1 pseudogene is annotated in these 432 nt (G+C 65.7%); it reads right to left on the bottom strand.

What is annotated here, in order from left to right:
- Nucleotides 1-430, bottom strand: a pseudogene (locus HO151_RS03330) (glycoside hydrolase family 2 TIM barrel-domain containing protein); the annotation flags it as partial.
- Nucleotides 431-432: the final 2 nt, after the last annotated feature.

Below are 432 nucleotides of genomic sequence, written 5' to 3' on the forward strand. Positions count from 1 at the left end.
GTTGCCGTCCACCCGGATGATGCCGGCCTTCGTCTGGAAGTCGGCGAAGTTCCAGATCTGCTCACCGGTGACGGCGGGAATGCGGTCGAAGACGCGGTGGTACATCTCGAGGAAGTCGATCTGGTACTCCTCGCTCCACGGTGACGGCACGGCCTGGTGGAGTCCCGCGACGGTGTCGACGCNGCTCCTTCTCGAGCTCGACCTCGGCGCGCGCCAGGTCACCCGTCTGCTGGTACCAGCCGAAGTAGCGGTTGAGGCAGATCACGTCGAAGAGGTCCACGATGAGGTCGTTGTCGAAGCGTGCATCGCCCTGGTTGGCGAACGTGACGGGACGCGTCGGGTCGAGCTCGCGTGTGAGCTCGACGAGCGGTTCGAAGTACTCGCGCGCGCCCTGCTCCGCCGAGGCCGGCTCGTTGGCGATGCACCACATCA

Source organism: Streptomyces sp. 8P21H-1, assembly GCF_013302945.1.